The organism is Mucilaginibacter paludis DSM 18603 (genome assembly GCF_000166195.2).
Classification (GTDB): Bacteria; Bacteroidota; Bacteroidia; order Sphingobacteriales; family Sphingobacteriaceae; genus Mucilaginibacter; species Mucilaginibacter paludis.
Genome location: NZ_CM001403.1, coordinates 1903042 through 1923091 on the forward strand (window position 1 = coordinate 1903042; position 20050 = coordinate 1923091).

10 protein-coding genes are annotated in these 20050 nt (G+C 43.8%); 8 read left to right on the forward strand and 2 right to left on the reverse strand.

Annotation, left to right across the window (positions count from 1 at the left end; translation table 11 throughout):
- Window positions 1-28: 28 nt before the first annotated feature.
- Both MUCPA_RS08075 and dnaE read right to left on the reverse strand, forming a co-directional pair.
- Entirely contained in the window at window positions 29-721 is a 693-nt protein-coding gene (locus MUCPA_RS08075; protein WP_008505663.1) for an XAC2610-related protein, read from the reverse strand.
- Window positions 722-802: 81 nt separating this feature from the next.
- Window positions 803-4390: a DNA polymerase III subunit alpha gene (gene dnaE / locus MUCPA_RS08080; RefSeq protein ID WP_008505664.1), complete on the reverse strand. Its 3588-nt coding sequence runs from the start codon at window positions 4388-4390 to the stop codon at window positions 803-805.
- 770 nt (window positions 4391-5160) lie between these two features.
- Here dnaE and MUCPA_RS08085 point away from each other — a divergent pair.
- From MUCPA_RS08085 to MUCPA_RS08120, 8 genes are all read left to right on the forward strand, one after another.
- Window positions 5161-5745, forward strand: coding sequence for an RNA polymerase sigma factor (locus tag MUCPA_RS08085; protein WP_008505667.1), 585 nt, complete (start codon window positions 5161-5163; stop codon window positions 5743-5745).
- A 164-nt stretch (window positions 5746-5909) separates the two neighbouring features.
- Window positions 5910-6887 carry a FecR family protein gene (locus MUCPA_RS08090; protein ID WP_008505668.1) on the forward strand — a complete coding sequence of 326 codons (978 nt, stop codon included), beginning with the start codon at window positions 5910-5912 and terminating at the stop codon, window positions 6885-6887.
- A 138-nt stretch (window positions 6888-7025) separates the two neighbouring features.
- A complete protein-coding gene (locus tag MUCPA_RS08095; protein ID WP_008505669.1) occupies window positions 7026-10409 on the forward strand; it encodes a SusC/RagA family TonB-linked outer membrane protein in 3384 nt (1127 codons plus the stop codon).
- 36 nt (window positions 10410-10445) lie between these two features.
- A complete protein-coding gene (locus MUCPA_RS08100) occupies window positions 10446-12257 on the forward strand; it encodes a RagB/SusD family nutrient uptake outer membrane protein (protein WP_008505672.1) in 1812 nt (603 codons plus the stop codon).
- Window positions 12258-12380: 123 nt separating this feature from the next.
- Window positions 12381-13349: a hypothetical protein gene (locus tag MUCPA_RS08105; RefSeq protein WP_008505673.1), complete on the forward strand. Its 969-nt coding sequence runs from the start codon at window positions 12381-12383 to the stop codon at window positions 13347-13349.
- 121 nt (window positions 13350-13470) lie between these two features.
- Complete coding sequence (locus tag MUCPA_RS08110; protein WP_008505674.1) at window positions 13471-15756, forward strand: GH92 family glycosyl hydrolase; 2286 nt, start codon at window positions 13471-13473, stop codon at window positions 15754-15756.
- 108 nt (window positions 15757-15864) lie between these two features.
- Entirely contained in the window at window positions 15865-18165 is a 2301-nt protein-coding gene (locus tag MUCPA_RS08115) for a GH92 family glycosyl hydrolase (RefSeq protein ID WP_008505675.1), read from the forward strand.
- A 22-nt stretch (window positions 18166-18187) separates the two neighbouring features.
- Window positions 18188-19588 carry an alpha-L-fucosidase gene (locus MUCPA_RS08120; RefSeq protein WP_008505676.1) on the forward strand — a complete coding sequence of 467 codons (1401 nt, stop codon included), beginning with the start codon at window positions 18188-18190 and terminating at the stop codon, window positions 19586-19588.
- Window positions 19589-20050 lie beyond the last annotated feature (462 nt).

The following is a 20050-nucleotide window of genomic DNA, read 5'->3' on the forward strand; positions in this document are numbered from 1 at the left end:
TTTTTAAAAGTTGTCAAAGTTAAAGGTGTTAAGAAAGGAACACTGCATAATGATGTTTCCAATATCGATTGATAAAACCCCATTTTGTATTCTTGAAAGTATTTATAACCTGTATCGGAAATCTTTTGACCAGCGCTTTACCTTTTCCCTTAAACTTATAAACAAAAACCCCACCCTCGTTAATCTTATAATCCCCACACCCCCTTCCGTAAATAGTACCCAGTTTGACAATCTTATAATTTACAATCCTAAACAGATCACTGACCCAATCCAAGTCAGCACAGCCGTTTCTATGGTAGGAATAATACATGTTTGTTCCGGGCAAATTTACCGGACATGGAAAATCCGGAAAATTTTTTACAAGCTTAAATCCGTGACTTTTCTTATCATACAATATCAAATCGAGCCGTTCGGGAACATTAGACAAATATCTGATTAGAAGATCCTTATAGCCATCGTTATTAAAGTCAACAAATTTAAAACTTTCAAAACCTTCGTACTTTATAAACAAGTCGGTCTCTTTTAAAGTCAAGATGTTCAAGCCTCTCGAATTGGTTATTACTATCGACAAATCATCGCTTAAAAACGCCTTATACCGTTTACCGTCAATTTTAGCTTTGGCTATATGGCTATCCAGCGTATCAGATCGTTTGCCCGCCAGTACAATCGTCACTATAAAAAAATAGGCGAGGGTAATCATCCATTTTATCACAACCTTCATAATTAAAAATTGAACGTTCCAAAAAAATTTGACAACTTTTTAAAAGTTGTCAAATTTAAAGGTGTCAGGATTCAGGGTGCGCTAATTCAACACCGGAACCAACTTGGTCAAGGTCTTAATCTCTTCCAGCAAATCGTCGCTCGGGTTAACCTTAAACGTTTTGGAGGGCATATCAACCAGCAAGGCTTCGTCCCTGTCCTGAATTTTAAAGCGCAGGGTACAGTTCTTTACCGGGTACTTCTGGTTGTTCACCGTGACCAGTTCCTGCAGGTTGTTCAGCATCTCCGTATTCAGGTCGGCCAGGTTCAATATCACCGTGAGCGATTTGGTAAACTTATCGCGCATCTCCGAAAGCAGGCTCATCTGGGTAATACGCAGATCCCAGTTGCCTTCCTGGCGAAATTTCTCTTCCACATTCCCTTTGATATGCAGAAAATAGCCGTCAACCATCAGGTTACGGAATTTAACATAGTCATCCCCGAAAAGGGCAAATTCGTACGAATCAAAATAGTCTTCAAAAACAAAGGTGCCGAATGGCTTGCCAGTTTTGGTGGTTTTATGCTGCACGCTGGATAGTAAACCGCCGATGCTGAGTTCGGAAGCAGTTCTGCGCAGGTTATTGAAGGCTATTTCGGTTTCCTCGCCGCCTTCCTTATTCTTCATCCGTTGAATCAGCTTTAAATCGGCCACGGTATGCTTGCAAAAACGCTCCAGCTCAATTTTGTAATTATCTAAAGGGTGGCCGGTTAAATAAATACCAATTACTTCCTTCTCGTATTTCAGCTTTTCAATCAACGGAAATTCCTCGGCCTCGGGCATGGTAGGCTCCGGGATATAAGAAGCTACCGAACCGCCGAATAATGACGACTGCGAACTGTTCTGTGTATTCTGGTAATCGTTGGCATATTTGGTGAGCCTTTCTATACCGCTCAAAACACCATTCTCTGTTTTGGCAAAAAACTGGGCGCGCTTAAAGCCAAAACTATCAAAGGCACCGCTGTAAACCATGTTTTCGTATGATTTACGGTTTACGGCCTTTGTGTTCGATCGCTGGGCAAACTCATAAACGGATGTAAAGGCGCCGTTTTTATCGCGTTCTTCTATAATACTTTCCACCGCCTTATCGCCAACACCCTTAATCCCCGAAAGACCGAAACGGATGTTACCATTGCCGGTAGCGGTAAACAATACCGACGATTCGTTTACATCCGGCCCTAAAACCAGTGTACCCATGCGGCGGCACTCTTCCATAAAGAAAGAGATCTTCTCCATGTTATTCTGGTTATTCAATACCGAGGCCATATATTCCGACGGATAATGCGCTTTAAGATAAGCTGTTTGATAAGCCACCAGCGCATAACAGGTAGAGTGCGATTTGTTAAAGGCGTATTGAGCGAAGGCCTTCCAGTCGTTCCATATTTTGGTCAGCTTATCCTTGGGGTGCCCTTTGGCTGTAGCACCCGATACAAACTGGGCCTCCATCTTGTTCAAAATCTCAATTTGCTTTTTACCCATGGCCTTACGCAACACGTCGGCATCGCCTTTACTAAAGCCGGCCAGTTTTTGCGATAAAAGCATCACCTGCTCCTGGTACACGGTAATACCATAGGTTTCGGCCAGGTACTCCTCCATGTCGGGCAAATCGTATGTAATGGGTTCCAGCCCGTGCTTACGCTTAATAAAGTTGGGGATATACTCTATCGGGCCCGGGCGGTAAAGCGCGTTCATGGCAATTAAATCCTCAAACTTATCGGGCTTCAGGTCGCGCAGATACATCTGCATCCCATCGCTTTCAAACTGGAAGGTACCGTTGGTATCGCCGCGCTGATAAAGCTCATAAGTTTTCTGGTCGTCCAGGTCTATGTAATCAATATCAATCTCGCGCCCGTGGTTTTGTTTGATCATCCGCAGGGCACCCTTAATAATGGTAAGGGTTTTAAGGCCCAAAAAGTCCATCTTAATAACACCCGCGTCTTCAATCACCCGCCCATCGTATTGGGTAACCAGCAGGTCGGAGTCTTTGGCTACGGCTACCGGCACAATGTTGGTTAAATCATCCGGCGCGATGATGATCCCCGCAGCATGCACACCGGTGTTACGTACCGAGCCTTCGAGCTTTTCGGCAGCACGCAAAACCTGCGACCGCAGATCGTTACCTTCCAATATAGCCTTCAATTCCGGCACCTGTTCTATGGCGTCTTTCAAGGTGATACCCAGGGTATCGGGCACCAGCTTTTTCATTAAGTTAACTTCGGAGAGCGGCATATCCAGTACCCGGCCCACATCCTGTATACTGGTACGGGCAGCCATGGAGCCATAAGTGATAATTTGCGCTACCTGGTTTTTGCCGTATTTTTCAACTACATAATCAATTACTTTCTGCCTGCCCTCATCATCAAAATCCGTATCAATATCGGGCATCGATTTACGATCCGGGTTGAGGAAACGCTCAAACAGCAAATTGTACTTCATCGGATCGATATTGGTGATCCCGGTACAATAAGCCACTACCGAACCTGCCGCCGAACCCCGGCCGGGGCCAATAAACACGCCAATATCACGACCATGCTTAATAAAGTCGGCTACAATTAAAAAGTACCCCGCAAAACCCATGGTGCGGATGGTGAAGAGCTCGAAATTGATGCGTTCTTCGGTTTCGAGGGATATATCGATATATCTTTCTTTGGCCCCCGTAAAAGTTAAGTGCTTTAAATACTCCCATTGGTTAAGGGTATCGCTTTCGGGGCCGGTGTGGATTGCAAATTCGGGCGGAATAGGGAAGTTGGGCAACATAATGTCGCGCTTCAGCTTCAACACATCTACCTTATCAACAATTTCGTTGGTATTATCTAATGATTCGGGGATGTCATGAAACAACTGCCCCATTTCGGCCTGGGTCTTAAAGTAGAACTGATCGTTAGGGAAACCGAAGCGGTAACCTTTGCCACCTTCCTCGTCGGTAGCTATGGGCGTACTTTGCATATCGCCGGTATTTACGCAAAGTAAAATATCGTGCGCGTTAGAGTCCTGCTGATCTACATAGTGCGAATCATTGGAGCAGATGGTTTTAACGTTGTACTTTTTGGCATACTTCAACAAGGTATTGTTGATGATGGTTTGCTCGGGTATTTCGTGGCGTTGCAGCTCAATGTAATAATCTTCGCCAAACAGATCCAGCCACCATTTAAATTCGGTTTCAGCTTCTTCTTCCGTTGCCTTTAAAATGGCCTGCGGCACCGATGCGCCTATACAGCAACTGGTAGCAATTAAACCTTTATGGTATTTTAAAATTAATTCCTTATCAATACGCGGCCATTTGCTGTATAGCCCCTCCATATACCCCAGGGAGCATAATTTAATCAGGTTTTTATAGCCCTCTGCATTTTTGGCCAGGAACAGCTGGTGGCGCCTTACATCTTTTTTCTCTTTGGTAAACTGCTTTTTGTGCCTGTCGTCAACCACATAAAATTCGCAGCCTACTATGGGCTTTACATTATGCTTGCCGGCTTCGGCCACAAATTTAAACACGCCAAACATGTTGCCGTGGTCGGTAATGGCCAGGGCCTTCATACCATCGGCGGCAGCTTTTTTGTAAAGTTTGGATATATCGGCGGCGCCATCCAACAGCGAAAATTGCGTATGTACGTGTAAATGTGAAAAATCGGGCATGGCAAAAAAATCTGGTACACTAATATCTTAAAGCGGATAACAAAAGTACCAAAAAAACAAAGCTAAAACGGAGTACTGTTGAAAAAATCGGCAGATCTTATTCAAGCCATTGACAGTTATAAGCTTATCATCGAACTACCAAAAATAAAAAATAAAGGGCCATCATGGGTGCTGTTAACATCGGCCTCCTTGCCATTTGGCTTTACCTCCGGCTAACCGGGAGCAAAACTTATTACAGGTTAAAAAAAGCAATTATTGAGACAGGGAATTATTAAGATGGCTTCATTTTCAAACAATCAGGCTATACCATTTTAAAAACTATCAAAACTCGTTCATTTTGGAGCGACGAAAGATTACATTCATCACGCAAGATGAGTACAAAACAAAATCACAATATGGTAAGCCTACGTACGCCATCTAAAAATAACAAAACATGCCTGCATTCAGCATCAATAGAATAATAATAAGATTTCGATTTGTTTGTTAAAGTTTTTACTGGCAAAATGCATCTAATTATATTAATTCCACAAATAAGAACATTATCAATATATTTGGATTAATCATTTTTAAGACGTTGTTGCATATACCCGGAATACCCGTATCAAACAATATAAGGCAAATTGTTTTTCTGAAATTTAAGATGACCGGGCAAATTAAAATGATCTTTCGGGTTCCCGATTTAACATTGCAGGGAAGCATATTCTTCATTCATAACAACTATTCTAAAAAAATGGATATTTTTCCTCAACAATTCAGCTCAATAGAAGTTCATGCCATTGTATAAAGAACTTGCCGATGATCAAATACTTCAATCCTGGATAAGTGGGGATGACCAGGCTTTTGCTGAAATTTACAACAGGTACTGGAAGCGCTTAGTCGCGTTGGCTTACACGCACACTAAGGACAAGTTTTTGGCAGAAGAAATTACCCAGGAAGTGTTCCTTAGTCTTTTGAACAGAAAGGATTCTCTTAAAATACTGACACTAAGCGCCTACCTGAACAGCGCAGTTAAGTTTGCCATCTATAAATACATTTACAGCAGAAATCGCCGGATCGAAATTTTCAATGCTGTCACCAAAAATGCAAAAGGCGAATTACCGGATGAAATTGTACACGCTAAGTTTCTTAACGAGTATTTAAATGACGTGATCAATAAATTACCCGAGAAATGCCGGATGGCGTATGGCTATAGCAGAGAAATGGGTCTCTCAACCAAACAAATAGCCGAATTGATGGGAATTTCTGAAAGAACCGTAGAATACCATATCCTAAAAGCTTTGAATACGCTAAAAATTCACTTAAAAGAATTTTTAATGATAGTTACTATCGTTAAATTCCTTTCCAACATTAAATAGCTCAACTTTTACCACATAGTTTTAGTTTTATTATATCCATTTTAAAGAATTGACTAAATAACTAAAGTGTTTTCAATTACAAAATCACATTTTTTGTAATTTATTTTGTTTTTAACCTGGTGTTAAGCCTCAGTTAACGTACTCCCTGTTCAAATGCACTGAATATGGAAGAGAAAGACGTGGTCAATTTAATCAGGAAACACCTTGACGGCACAGCCACGAAATTTGAGGAAGAAAAATTAGATAGTTGGTATAACCAGACCAATGAGCAAGGACTTTTATGGCCTTACCAGGATGAAGCTGAAGAGGAGGATGCCAAAAAGAGAATATTCGAGGCTATCCAAAGCAAATATAAACAGGTAAATACTCCGGTTAAACGGCTTATAGCGCCGCTGATGTATAAGCTGGCCGCGGCCTCCATTTTGTTGATCGGCATATTTTACGGGATAGCGCAACTCTGGAAATATCAAAAGCCATCCAATGCCGGAGAGATGGTAACCGTTGTTACTAAAAGAGGAGAACACAAAAAGATTCTTTTGGCTGATGGTTCACTTATATGGTTAAGTTCAGAAAGCCATCTCACTTTTCGCAAGCTGTTCAAAGCAGCCACGCGTGATATCGAATTTGAAGGCGAAGCTTTTTTTGATATCGCAAAAGATAAGGCACATCCCTTTATTGTACACACAGGCACAACAACAACCCGTGTGCTGGGTACCTCTTTCAACATTACGGCCTATAAGGCAAATCGCCATATCACACTGTCTCTTTTAACAGGAAAGGTAGCCTTTTCAACCGCGGGTGCCCAAAAGTTTGTAGTTCCTGGTCAGATGATTATTTACGATAAGGCAAGCTGGCTCATGACGGTAAAAAAACTGCCGGACACGCAGCTTATCACTGCAAGGCGGGACGGACTTTATGAATACAGAAATGTAAGGGTAGAAGACGTAGTAAATGATGTGAGCAGGAATTTCAATGCTCATATCCAGCTTGCCGGATCAGTAAAAAACAGGCTGTTTTACGGTCGGGTAAAGCCGGGCGAAACGGTGGAACAATTTTTACAAAAACTGGCAAAAGTAGTTGATGCGCGCCTGATTAAAGTTGATGATGGTTTTATTCTTACGGAAGGAGGCGTGCATGACTAATTAAATACACAAAATAATTCAGCAAGGCCCCTGCTGAGGCCCGTGCTGAAAATCAAATGCTAATTCAGAAAGCAATACTCCAATGGTTTGGACGCCGGAGTATATGCTAAATTTTAAACATTTTATAAAAGTGAATATATGAAAAATAAAGTACCCGGCAAATGGGCACGAAAGTTTACTCTTTTTATGAAGATCAACACCTTAGTGTTAACGATGATATGGTGCTCCTGTTTAACTGCACTGGCAGATAACGCTACCGGGCAAGACGTTTTAAAAAAGCACCTGTCTATCAGTTTTAAAAATATAGTGATCAGCGAAGCGCTCGATCAGATTTCCGCCGTATCCGGCGTAAAATTCACCTACGCGGGCTCGGTTTCCAGTTGTAAAACCAAGGTATCGGCGGCAGTTCAAAACAAAGAACTCAAAGAGTTACTGAATAATATGCTATCTAAAACGCCCTACAATTACGAAGTATTGGACGGGGAAATACTTGTTAAATATAACAGCACTAAGCAACCTGCGCTTCAGCGGATACTAAGCGGAAAAGTAATTGATGAAAAAGGCTTACCATTTCCAGGTGTTACCGTAAAGGTAAAAGGAACAAATCGCGGCGCTGTAACCGACGCTAAAGGCGTTTACCAGGTACAGATTAATGACCCTACCGACCTATTGGTTTTCTCGTTTGTAGGTTACAAGCCAACTGAAATTGCGGCAGAGAACAAAGAAACCATCGATGTGCAGCTGGTGCCACTGCCGGCTAACGAAATGAAAGAGGTGGCCGTAGTAGCTTATGGCAGCCAGCGAAAAATAAGTTTGGTGGGCGCGCAATCAACTGTTGATGTTACCGAGCTTAAAAATGCGCCGGTTGCTTCATTAAGTACCTTACTGGCCGGTCGTGTGGCTGGTATTATCGGCGTTCAGCGCTCGGGGGAGCCCGGTGGCGATGGTTCAAACATCTGGATCAGGGGGATTGCTTCTTTTGCTGGTACCAATTCAAGCCCGCTCATACTTGTAGATGGAGTAGACCGCGGAAATATGGATAACCTGGATCCGCTGGACATTCAGTCTTTTACTATTTTGAAGGATGCATCGGCCACAGCTGTTTACGGGGTTAGAGGCGCCAATGGTGTAATTATTATACAAACCAAAAGAGGGATTGCCGGTAAGCCCCAGGTTAACGCCGATTATTATGAGGGGATACAAACATTTACCCAATTACCTAAGATGGCCGACGGCGCAACCTATCTGGCCGCAGTAAATGAGGCTAATACTACTCGTGGCAACGCGCCTATTTACTCCTCAGCTTATATACAGAACACGGTAAACAAAACGGATCCGTTGCTGTATCCGGATGTTGACTGGATCGACGCTGTATTCAGAAAATATGCACCCACACGCCGTGCGCATTTAACAGTTAGCGGGGGGAGCCCCAATGCTACTTATTATGTTTCTACCGGTTATCAATATACTGCCGGGCTTTTAAAAACAAGCAGCGACCAGGGATATAATATCGATGACGATTATGGCAGGTATAATTTTACCAGTAACGTTAACCTGCAGGTAACCAAAACAACAAAGCTTGATGTTGGCGTACAGGGCTTTGTTTACAAGGGGAACTCGCCCAGCACCTCTTCGGGCACTATTTTTAACGACGCGGTATCGCTACCGCCCACGGTGTTTCCAACAATGTATCCCGGAGGCTTCGTACCAGGTATTAATGGCAACGGCGGCCAGCCCAACCCTTATGCCGAGCTTACAACTACAGGTTATAAAAGAGATTTTTCTTACCAGTTATACTCTAACATCAGGCTTACACAGGATCTGGCTTTTTTAACACCGGGATTGAGTTTCAGCACCATGTATGCTTTTGACAATTCGGGTTCATCATCCATAGCCGATACCAAACGGGAAAATACTTATATTTTGGATTCTGCCAATCCCTACAATGCAGACGGAAGCCCGAACCTGGATTTAACTTACAACAGCGGATCGCAGAATACCTTAAGCTTCAGCAACAGCAGCGGCGGCTACTACCAAACGTATACCGAGTCGTCACTCAATTACGACCGCTCATTTGGCAAAAGCCGAGTTGGCGCATTAGCCCTGTTTACCCAGGACGATAAATCATATTACCCGGTTAATGACATTACATCTTCTATTCCTCACCGGCATCGGGGTTTAGCCACAAGGGCCACCTATTCATTCGCCGACAAATATTTCGCCGAATTTAATGGCGGCTATAATGGGTCTGAGAACTTTGCACCGCAAAACCGCTACGGCTTCTTCCCCGCCTTTGGTGTGGGCTGGTTGGTTTCTGCCGAAAACTTTTTTAAACCGTTAAAAAGCGTAGTATCATTTTTAAAATTCCGCTATTCAAATGGCTGGGTTGGAAGCAGCGACGATGGTTCGAGGTTTGCCTATTTAACATTCCTGTCGGCCAGCCACAACGGTTACGTGTATGGCACTAACAGAAACGGCATTTCCGGAATTGCCATTGATCAATATGGAATTGATGTAACCTGGTCTAAATCGCACAAACAGGATTTAGGGATTGATGTAAAGTTTTTAAATGACAACCTATCGGTAACTGCAGACGTTTTTAACGAACACCGCACCGGGATTTTAATACAGCGGGCAAATGTACCCGGCTATGTTGGTATAGCAAACCTGCCGGAAGGAAACGTAGGCATTGTTGACAATAAAGGTTTTGATGCTACCATTGAAGACCATCTGAAATTTGGCGACTTTAACTTAAATCTGTCCGGAAACGTAACCTACTCCATAAACAAAGTGATTAGGAATGACCAGCCCACACCACCCTATCCATGGATGAGCCAGGTAGGCCAGCCAGTGCTTGCACAGTTTGGCTACATTGCCGAGGGCTTATTTACAAGCCAGGCCGAAATTGATAAGAGTGCTGTACCGGGCGACAAAAGCCAGGTTTTACCAGGTGATATTAAATACAAGGATTTAAACGGAGATGGCGTGATTAACGCTTACGACCAAACAAAAATCAGTGACGGCGACGTACCAAAGTTAATGTATGGTATTACTCTCAATGCATCGTACAAAAACTTTGATATAGGCGCAGCCTTTACAGGTACCGGAAATGCCGATCGTTATGTATCGGGCTCCGGCATACAACCATTTTCAACCAGTGGCGGTCAAAGCAACGCGTTTTCAAACATTACCGACCGGTGGACAACTGAAAACCCGAGCCAAAACGTATTTTATCCAAGGCTTGCTTACGGCGATGCAGCAAACTTCAATAATACACAAACCAGTACGTGGTGGGTTAAAAACACGAAGTTTTTCCGCCTGAAAACCGTAGATATAGGTTATACGCTGCATAACGCGTTCCTGAAGCAAGCCGGCGTAAGGAGCTTCAGAGTTTACGCTATGGGATATAACTTGTTTACCATCAGCAAATTTAATCTTTGGGATCCTGAGCTAAATACAGGGAACGGCACGGTTTATCCAAACGTGAAAACCATATCGTTTGGTTTTAGTGTAGGTTTTTAACTAAAATCATTTATCATTTTTTTGAGAAAATCAGATATGAAAAAACATAACATATTAGTAATAGCCACCGTGATGCTGATCAGCATCACAACTTCATGTAAGAAAGGCTATCTGGACCAGGTGCCCAATGACCGGTTAACGCTTGATGCTACTTTTAATAACTCCACAACAGCCGTTGAATTTCTGGCCAACACTTATTCTTATCTCCCCGATGAAGCCAACCAGCAAAATGCTCCGGGTAGTAATGCCGGGGTATGGACAGGCGGCAGCTCCGAAGCAGAATATGATTGGGGCTTTGTTGCCTCTCAAAATATAAACAATGGAGCTTATGATGCCTCGAGCAGCTTTGTTTCAGCTTACTGGAATAACTATTACCAGGGCATTCGTTCGGCAACTATATTTATTGCCAATATAGATAAGGTTCCAAACCTCTCTGCAAATTTAAAAACCCAGTATAAAGCAGAGGCGAAGGCATTGCGGGCTATCTATTATTTTTACCTGATGCGCATTTACGGCCCGCTGATCCTGTTAGGCGAACAAACACTTGCACCAGACGCCGCGATAAGCACTTACCAATTGTCAAGAAGCTCAATAGACGATTGCGTAACGTATATTAGCAATGAATTGGATGCGGCAGCCAAAGATCTTCCTGCAAAACCATCAAATAGTAATACTTATGGCAGGATAACCAGTGGTTTTGCACAGGCCATTAAATCAGAAGCGTTGTTATATGCCGCAAGCCCTTTATTTAATGGGAATACCGATTACAGCACATTGGTAAATAAGGATGGTACCCACCTGATTAGCCAAACTGTTGATGTTACCAAATGGGCAAAAGCAGCAGCCGCGACAAAAGCTTTTATTGATACGTATGTGCCAAACACTTACAACCTTTACCAGGAAAATGATAATAACGGCAATTACAGCGCCTACCTGTCTTGCCGTGATGTGATGCTGGTTGATTGGAACTCAGAGGTTATTTACGCAAATACCAACCCGAACGTAACCACCTGGCAATATGATACTACGCCCTACCACCAGGGTTTTCCGGGCGAGGTACAAGGCGCGGGCAGCCTTGGTGCTACACAAGAAATGGTCGACGCGTTTTTTATGGCTAACGGAAAACCAATCACCGACCCTACGTCGGGTTATATGCAAAGCGGGTTCCAAAATTTCGCAGCCGTAAACCAGGATTTTCCAACTTATACGTATAATCAATGGATAGGAAGAGAAGCTCGTTTTTATGTAGATATTACCTATAACAATAGTGAATGGTTAGATAAAAATGCCGGCTTATTTATTACCGACCTTACCTACCACGGTAACTCCGGGCGCAATGCCGGGCAAAACGACTATTGCCCAACAGGTTATATCGTGCGCAAAAACAACCCACCCAGCGACAGGACACAGGGCAACCGGACATTTGTGATGCTGAGGCTGGCTGAAATTTATTTAAATTATGCGGAAGCGCTGAATGAAAGTGACCCCGGTAACCCAGACATATTAAAATACGTTAACCTGATCAGGACGCGCGCTGGCATACCGGCTTATGGCCAGGGAGTTGATGCTCCTGCAGGCCAGGACGCTGTCCGACAGGCCATCAGGCGTGAAAGGCAGATTGAACTGGCCTTTGAAAACAACCGGTTTTTTGATGTTCGCCGCTGGAAAATTGCTACTCAAACCGAAGCCGGTGCTCTGCATGGATTAAACATCAATGCCGATGCCCCCGACTTCTACAATGTGGTAACGTTTGAAACACGCGTGTTTAATAAAAAGTCATACTTGTTCCCAATTCCACAAACCGACGTTAACTCAGATACTCAAATTGTACAGAATACCGGCTGGTAGTTAGCATGTATTTTTTGTTTAAAAGGGAGAAAGCATTAGGCCTCTCCCTTTTAATAACTACTTGCTGGCAATCGCCAGATATGCACAATTAAAAATCCATTATTAAACTCAAAGTAAAACATCATGAAAAATTATATATATAGCATTGCCGCTATGGTAATGATATGCGGTATTGTTATTGCCTGCAAAAAAAGCGAGCAGTCGGGCAGTTCTTCCGGAGGAACTAAAACAACGCCTGTAACTACGGTAATGGGCGCGCCGCCGGCTACCTGGAAAGAGCACTGTTGGGGTGGCCATACCAAATTGGTATCCCTGGCTTACTACAATGATGATTTGGCTCTCTATTATGATGATGGCATGGATCAATCCATACAATGGTTTAGGAGCCAGTATACGCTGGCATGGCGGTACGTTAAAAAAACTTATGGCAACTACGGCGATTCATCACGCCTTTATATGATCTGCCACGGCATCCCACCAAATGCAAGCGCCCAAGATAATAGTTACGGAGGAGGCCACCCGGGTACCTATTACGATGAAACACATAATTACCGTAATACAACCGATTGCGGCTTGGGCGTTAGCGTATGGGCCGAAAGCACCGGAGACGCAATCAGGGAGCCTATCCATGAAATTGGGCACATTGTAGCCAGTTCGTCTTACGGCATGAAACATGACATTTCATCCGGATTATGGGGCGACAGCAAATTTGCAGAAATTTTTATTTATGATGTACTCATGAATATCAACAGGCAGCCGGAGGCACAGGATATATTTAATCAGATGCAAACGCAATATGATGATTTTCCGGCGCCAAACACGCAATGGTTTAAAAACTGGTTCTATCCTATTTATAACAAATATGGCCAGGGAGCTGTACTGGCTAAGTATTTCAAACAATTATCCGACAATGCCCACGACAGAAGTGAAGCTTTAAACTTAGGCGAATTTGTCCATTTTTTTAGTGGAGCTGCCGGTGTTAACTTGAACGATCAGGCAAAGATTGCGTTTGGAACCGCCTGGAACGATACCGCAATTGCACAGTTTAAAAAAGCTCAGGCAATTTATCCAAACGTGAAATATCCGTATTAACTGATGAGCGGCATTTCATCACCCCTGGTATACCTATCCGTGTACATAGCGGTTGTTATTATTTTCCGGACATCCTGCCGCCCGGAAGACCAATTCTCTACCACCGAAATTTAAAATGCTCATGAAAATTTTTAGATGTGCTATCGTATTACTATTTACATCGCCTGCAATAGCACAACAGGTTGCCCAGGTAGCTGATCCTGTTGAATGGGTAAAACCATTAATGGGGTCAGCCTCAAGTGGCGATCTATCCAACGGCAATACCTACCCGGCTATTGCCTTGCCCTGGGGTATGAATACCTGGACCCCGCAAACCGGGAAAATGGGTGATGGCTGGCAATATACTTACGATGCCAATAAAATACGCGGCTTTAAACAAACCCACCAGCCATCGCCCTGGATGAATGATTACGGACAGTTCTCGATATTCCCGGAAACTGGAAAAATTCAGGTGAAAGAAGATGAACGCGCCAGTTGGTTTTCGCACAAAGCAGAAATTGCAAAGCCTTATTACTACAGCGTTTACCTCGCCGATTACAATGTAACCACCGAAATTACGCCAACCGAACGTGCCGCCAGCTTCAGAATCACTTTCCCTCAATCTGATAGTTCACACATTGTTATTGATGCCTTCGATAAGGGTTCTTATTTAAAAATCTATCCTAACGAACAAAAAATTATCGGCTATACCACTAAAAACAGCGGTAATGTACCGGCCAACTTTAAAAATTACTTTATTATTTATTTTGATAAGCCCTTCTTCATCAGCCGTAATACAACCGATGGTCAACCAGATAGCACGCCGGTTGAGATTACCGGCGACCATGCCGTTGCCGTAGTGAATTTTAAAACCACTGCGGGCGAACAGGTGGGCCTGAAGGTAGCCTCTTCTTTCATCAATTACGAGCAGGCAGAACTTAATTTAAAGCGCGAACTGGGAAACGATAGCTTTGAAACAACCAGACAAAAAGCCAAATCGGCATGGAATAAAACCTTAAGCCGCGTAGAGGTTGGTGGCGGAACGGCAGAACAGGTTAGTACATTTTACTCCTGCCTTTACCGCATGCTTTTTTTCCCAAACAAACTTTATGAAATTGATGCTAAGGGGCAAATTGTTCATTACAGCCCTTACAATGGGCAGGTTTTACCGGGTTATATGTTTGCCGGAACAGGCTTTTGGGATACCTTCCGCGCTTTGTATCCTTTTCTTAACCTGATGTACCCATCCATCAATAAGGAGATGCAACAAGGGCTTTTGAACGATTACAAAGAGGGTGGCTGGCTGCCCGAGTGGTCCAGTCCGGGCTATGCGGATATTATGGTTGGCAACAATTCCGCGTCGGTAGTGGCAGATGCTTACTTAAAAGGACTACGGGGCTATAATATTGACACCTTGTACCAGGCCTTGTTGCATGGCGCCAACAACGAAGGCCCCATATCGGCAGTTGGGCGGTATGGCGTAAAATATTATAAAGAATTAGGCTATGTACCATACGATGTTAACATCAATGAGAATGCTGCGCGCACGCTCGAATATGCTTATGACGACTTTGCCATTTATCAGCTTGGTAAAAAACTGGGCCGCCCCGCTGCTGAAATCAACCTGTATAAAAAAAGAAGCCTGAACTACCGGAATCTTTTTGACAGTTCAACCGGGTTAATGCGCGGTAAAAATAAAGATGGCTCTTTTCAGTCGCCATTCAATCCGTTTAAATGGGGAGGCGCCTTTACCGAGGGTAATAGCTGGCATTATACCTGGGGCGTTTTTCATGACATACAGGGCTTAATCAACCTAATGGGTGGCAACAAGCATTTTATAAATAAGCTGGATTCGGTTTTTATATTGCCTCCTGTTTTTGATGATAGCTACTACGGAGGTGTAATCCACGAGATTCGCGAAATGCAGATTGTGAATATGGGGCAGTACGCACATGGCAACCAGCCTATCCAACACATGCTTTATCTTTATAACTATGCCGGCCAGCCCTGGAAAACGCAATATTGGGTTCGGGAGGTGATGAACCGCTTGTACAAGCCTACACCCGATGGCTACTGCGGCGATGAGGATAACGGACAAACATCTGCATGGTATGTGTTTTCGGCAATCGGGTTTTACCCGGTATGCCCCGCTTCCGGTCAGTATGTGCTGGGCGCTCCGCTCTTCAGCAAAATTACGCTGAACCTTGAAAATGGTAAAAAGGTCATCATTACCGCGCAACATAACAGTGATGCTAACCGGTATGTTAAAAGTATAAGTTATAACGGCAAACCATATAGCTATAATTGGCTGAACCACCAGAAACTACTTGAGGGTGCTACCATTGATATCCAGATGCAAAACCAACCCAATAAGCAAAGAGGAGTAAAGCCGGTTGATTACCCCTACTCGCTCTCTAACGATCAATAATTCAGGAAGTAATTTTAATGATGATATCAACTATCAGACCTTAAAGGATAACCGTGCTGGATGTTGCCCTTAACCAACGTTTAGCCGCATTATTTAAAAACTAAAACCATGAAAGCATACCTTATACTTTGCTTGATATTATGCCCCGCCTGGCTACAGGCACAACACACTCCGGAAAAGCGTGTGGTGCAATATGTTAACCCGTTTATAGGTACCGGGGCGGTAGATACCAACAGCCTTTCGGGTAGTAATATCCCGGGGCCAACTACTCCATTTGGCTTTGTACAACTTAGCCCGGATACGCGCGACGCGCCGGACGACCCGGCATCAGGATATGATTACAATGATAAAACGATAGTTGGGTTTAGCCATACCCACTTAAGCGGTACCGGCGTGGCCGATTTATTTGACGTATTGCTGATGCCAACCCAGGGCGAGGTAAAGCTTTCGCCGGGGAAAAGCCAGGTTAGCCGGAGCGGTTACCGTTCCACGTTTTCCCATCAGCAGGAAACTGCCCGGCCGGGTTATTACCAGGTACTATTGCAAGACTATGGCATTAATGCAGAGCTAACAGCCACCGCGCATACCGGTATGCACCGCTATACTTTTCCGGCAAGTACACAATCACACATTGTGATAGATCTGGATCATTCCTTGAATAAAAAACGCGGTTACTGGGAATGCAGGATTATCGATGCAGAATTAAAGGTAATTAACAACCATACCCTGGAAGGCTACCGCATTATTACCGGATGGGCAAGTTTGCGCAAAGTTTATTTCCACGCCGAATTTTCCAAACCGTTTGATAACGTTGTCATGGCCAACGGCAATAACACCCCATACCCTACTACCCTGCTAAACGGTACAGCCTTAAAGGCAGCTTTAAATTTCAGCACCACCGATAAAGAACAGGTACTTGTTAAAGTAGCCTTATCTGCCGTTAGTATCGACAATGCAAAGATGAATATGGCCGCAGAGCTACCGGGTTGGGATTTTGACAATATCAGCCGGCAATGCGCCGATAATTGGGAAAAAGAACTGAGTAAAATAAAGATAGAGGGCACTCCGGAGCAAAAGCAGATTTTTTACACCGGGCTTTATCACGCATTCACCCAACCCAACAACATCGCCGATGTAAATGGCGATTACCAGGCAACAGATCTGACTATCGGTAATGCGCCCGATAAAGTTCAATATTCTACCTTTTCTTTGTGGGATACTTATCGCGCCGCGCATCCGCTTTACACCCTTTTACAACCCGAACGGACAGCAGGGTTTATCAACACCATGATCAGGCAGTACAAAACTTATGGTTACTTACCTATCTGGCAGCTTTGGGGAGAAGAAAATTATTGCATGATCGGCAACCACGCCATCCCGGTTATTGTCGACGCCGTGCTAAAAGGTATTCCGGGTATCAATGCCCAGGATGCCTATGAAGCAATAAAGGCATCATCTGTAACGGAGCATCCCGGTTCGCCGTTCGCGGCCTGGGAAAAATATGGCTACATACCCGAGGATATTGAATCACAATCCGTATCCATCTCCGTAGAAATGGCCTATGATGACTGGTGCGTAGCCCAATTGGCCAGGAAGCTGGGTAATACTGCTGATTACAATCACTTTATGGAACGCTCGGCTTTTTACAAAAACCTGTATAATGTTAAAACTGGTTTCTTTCAAGCCAAAAACAAAGACGGTAACTGGGTAACACCATTTAATCCGCTCAGTTATGGCGGCAATGGCGGCAGCCCCTATACCGAGGCCAATGCATGGCAGTACAGCTGGTATGTGCCTCAAAATGTACCCGGCCTGATTAACCTGATGGGTGGCAACAAGGCCTTTACAGCCAAGCTGGATACCTTTTTCACCCTGGCTAACAAACCTGGCGATGTAAATGGTAATGCCTCGGGCTTTATAGGGCAGTATGCACATGGTAACGAGCCGAGCCACCACATTGCTTATCTGTATGATTATGCCGGTGAGCCCTGGAAAACCCAATATTATGTATCAAAAGTATTGAATGAATTGTATAACAACTCATCATCCGGGTATGCAGGTAATGAAGATTGCGGCCAGATGTCGGCATGGTACATTTTCAGCTCCATGGGTTTTTATCCCGTTAACCCGGCAAACGGAATATACGCCATTGGGTCGCCAATATTAAAGGCGGCAGCTATCACATTGCCTAACGGTAAGACATTCAGTGTAAGTGTAAAAAATCCCGGCAAACCAAACATTTACATTCAATCTGTAAAATTGAACGGCAAGCCCTACACTAAAACTTATATCACCCAAAACGATATCATCAGCGGCGGCAGGTTGGAGTTTATAATGGGAACCAAACCTAATAAATCATGGGGAATTACCCCCGCAGGCGTGCCTCCGGTATGGGGCTATAATAATTGATTACGATATAAAAACAACAAAAATGAAAAATCAAAGCAAATTGATATTGCTGCTGCTCTGCCTTCTACCATCCTTTTTAATGGCACAGAACGGCAATACACCTGTAAAACCGTTGACTGAATTACAGCAAAATTTTGTAGACCTGCGTTTTGGCATGTTCATTCACTTTAACATGCCCACTTATGCTAACCAGGACTGGCCCGATCCTGAAATGCCCGCCTCCGCTTTTAATCCAACCAAACTCAATTGCGATCAGTGGGCAAAGGCCGCTAAAACTGCCAACATGGCTTATGGCTGTATTACCACTAAGCACCATAGCGGATTTTGCATCTGGGATACCAAAACAACAGATTATAACGTCATGAACAGCCCTTTAAAAAGGGATGTGGTTAAAGAGTATGTAGATGCTTTCCGCAAAAATGGTTTAAAAGTATTCCTTTATTATTCCATACTGGATACTCACCACTATTTAAGGCCTAACTGTATAACTCCCCAACACAGTAAAATGGTGAAAGCGCAGCTGACCGAGCTGTTAACCCATTACGGGCCTATCCAGGCGCTGATTATTGACGGCTGGGATGCCCCATGGTCAAGAATTTCGTATGATGATATCCCTTTTGAAGAAATATACCGACTGGTGAAATCATTACAGCCTAATTGTTTACTGATGGACCTGAACGGCGCCAAATACCCGCAGGAGGCTTTATATTATACCGATATTAAAACTTATGAAATGGGTGCCGGGCAGCGCATTGCCAGCAGTGGAAACCGCCTGCCATCTTTGGCCTGCTTGCCATTGCAGCAAAATTGGTTTTGGGAAACCAGCCATCCAACAACCCCGGTAAAAGATCCGGTTAAACTGGTAAATGAAACGCTGATCCCGTTAAATAAAGAGAACTGCAATTTTATACTAAACGTAGCGCCAAACCGTGACGGCCTGATGGATGATAACGCCTTAGCCGCGCTTAAGCAAATTGGCGAACTATGGCATAACCAGGGCCCCCTGCCCCCTTTGCCTAATTCAGGTTTGCCCATTATTTCACATAACCTGGCCAAACACGTACCTGCAAACTCCAGTTGGAGCGATGATTCTGCAATTATGGATTTTGCGAATGATGATGATTTTGGCACCTCTTGGGTTTCCAACTCCACTATTAAAAAACCATGGTTTGAACTGAATTTTAAAAATGATACGGAGTTTAACACGATTACAATTGCAGAAGAAAAGGCCAATATCAAAAGCTATACGCTTAGCTGTTATCACAATGGTGCCTGGATTACCCTGTTTAGCGGAGAAAATACAAATAAAATAAAGATACACCGTTTAAAGCAGATGACCGGAAGTAAGATCAGAATGCAAATTGAAAGCTATGATCATCAACCGTCTATCGCGGAATTTGGTGTTTATAATGAACGAAGATAAATCCGGGTAGATGCTCGTTTGCAACAAGATCCTCCTCGGTATGACATTTTTTTCAAATTCACCTTTCCCAAACTATGTCGAGGAGGATCTTTTGCGTGCGATAGACCTGCTGCAAAACGTGAACGGTTGTCGTCCTGGCGCAAAATGCCTCCTCGTTCACATTTTTTTAAATTTATTAATCCCCAACAACGTCCGCACGAAGGAGATACCTTTTCCGGGGATGAACTACAGCGTAGCAGTCGCATGCAAAAGAGTCGCTTCTGCCTTGCTTCATGTCAACGATAAAATGCCGGTTATAGCCGGATAAAAATTCATTAATAATCAATCAAGGATACCGAATTTTGACACAAGACACTCCAGGCAAAGTACTCTTGGCTTAAAACCAATCGGTTTCTATAGAGATAGCCTGATCACCAATAGCTGCCCCCCGGTTTAAGAGCCGTCTTTTATCAGGCACAACAT

Bases quoted from the DNA above. Each gene is read 5' to 3' on its own strand.
- MUCPA_RS08075 (WP_008505663.1), bottom strand. From the start codon at position 721: ATGAAGGTTGTGATAAAATGGATGATTACCCTCGCCTATTTTTTTATA.
- dnaE (WP_008505664.1), bottom strand. From the start codon at position 4,390: ATGCCCGATTTTTCACATTTACACGTACATACGCAATTTTCGCTGTTG.
- MUCPA_RS08085 (WP_008505667.1), top strand. From the start codon at position 5,161: ATGCCATTGTATAAAGAACTTGCCGATGATCAAATACTTCAATCCTGG.
- MUCPA_RS08090 (WP_008505668.1), top strand. From the start codon at position 5,910: ATGGAAGAGAAAGACGTGGTCAATTTAATCAGGAAACACCTTGACGGC.
- MUCPA_RS08095 (WP_008505669.1), top strand. From the start codon at position 7,026: ATGAAAAATAAAGTACCCGGCAAATGGGCACGAAAGTTTACTCTTTTT.
- MUCPA_RS08100 (WP_008505672.1), top strand. From the start codon at position 10,446: ATGAAAAAACATAACATATTAGTAATAGCCACCGTGATGCTGATCAGC.
- MUCPA_RS08105 (WP_008505673.1), top strand. From the start codon at position 12,381: ATGAAAAATTATATATATAGCATTGCCGCTATGGTAATGATATGCGGT.
- MUCPA_RS08110 (WP_008505674.1), top strand. From the start codon at position 13,471: ATGAAAATTTTTAGATGTGCTATCGTATTACTATTTACATCGCCTGCA.
- MUCPA_RS08115 (WP_008505675.1), top strand. From the start codon at position 15,865: ATGAAAGCATACCTTATACTTTGCTTGATATTATGCCCCGCCTGGCTA.
- MUCPA_RS08120 (WP_008505676.1), top strand. From the start codon at position 18,188: ATGAAAAATCAAAGCAAATTGATATTGCTGCTGCTCTGCCTTCTACCA.